At 56.3% G+C, this 1,381-nt stretch carries 2 rRNA genes (1 of these 2 only partly in view); both read left to right on the forward strand.

From position 1 onward, the window contains the following. Positions 1-1,175, forward strand: a 23S ribosomal RNA gene (locus ACZ7OY_RS44575); its annotated part reaches 1,384 nt to the left of the window's first position; the annotation flags it as partial. Between the two features lie 89 nt (positions 1,176-1,264). Next, positions 1,265-1,381, forward strand: a 5S ribosomal RNA gene (gene rrf, locus ACZ7OY_RS44580).

Raw genomic sequence — 1,381 nt, forward strand, 5'->3', positions numbered from 1 at the left:
TCTGAGCTGGGGGTGGCCGCAGAGACCAGCGAGAAGCGACTGTTTACTAAAAACACAGGTCCGTGCGAAGCCGTAAGGCGATGTATACGGACTGACGCCTGCCCGGTGCTGGAACGTTAAGGGGACCGGTTAGTCAAACTTCGGTTTGGCGAAGCTGAGAACTTAAGCGCCAGTAAACGGCGGTGGTAACTATAACCATCCTAAGGTAGCGAAATTCCTTGTCGGGTAAGTTCCGACCTGCACGAATGGCGTAACGACTTCTCGACTGTCTCAACCATAGGCCCGGTGAAATTGCACTACGAGTAAAGATGCTCGTTTCGCGCAGCAGGACGGAAAGACCCCGGGACCTTTACTACAGTTTGATATTGGTGTTCGGTTCGGCTTGTGTAGGATAGCTGGGAGACTTTGAAGCAGCCACGCCAGTGGTTGTGGAGTCGTCGTTGAAATACCAGTCTGGTCGTGCTGGATGTCTAACCTGGGTCCGTGATCCGGATCAGGGACAGTGTCTGATGGGTAGTTTAACTGGGGCGGTTGCCTCCTAAAGAGTAACGGAGGCGCCCAAAGGTTCCCTCAGCCTGGTTGGCAATCAGGTGTTGAGTGTAAGTGCACAAGGGAGCTTGACTGTGAGACCGACGGGTCGAGCAGGGACGAAAGTCGGGACTAGTGATCCGGCGGTGGCTTGTGGAAGCGCCGTCGCTCAACGGATAAAAGGTACCCCGGGGATAACAGGCTGATCTTCCCCAAGAGTCCATATCGACGGGATGGTTTGGCACCTCGATGTCGGCTCGTCGCATCCTGGGGCTGGAGTCGGTCCCAAGGGTTGGGCTGTTCGCCCATTAAAGCGGTACGCGAGCTGGGTTTAGAACGTCGTGAGACAGTTCGGTCCCTATCCGCTGCGCGCGCAGGAATATTGAGAAGGGCTGTCCCTAGTACGAGAGGACCGGGACGGACGAACCTCTGGTGTGCCAGTTGTTCTGCCAAGGGCATGGCTGGTTGGCTACGTTCGGGAGGGATAACCGCTGAAAGCATCTAAGCGGGAAGCCTGCTTCGAGATGAGTATTCCCACCCACTTGATGGGGTAAGGCTCCCAGTAGACGACTGGGTTGATAGGCCGGATCTGGAAGCCCAGTAATGGGTGGAGGTGACCGGTACTAATAGGCCGAGGGCTTGTCCTCAGTTGCTCGCGTCCACTGTGTTGGTTCTGAAACCACGAACAACCCCACGTTTGTCACAGAGCGTGGTGCGGTTGTCAGTTTCATAGTGTTTCGGTGGTTATAGCGTGAGGGAAACGCCCGGTTACATTCCGAACCCGGAAGCTAAGCCTCACAGCGCCGATGGTACTGCAGGGGGGACCCTGTGGGAGAGTAGGACGCCGCCGAAC

The organism is Streptomyces sp. NPDC107559 (assembly GCF_055657365.1).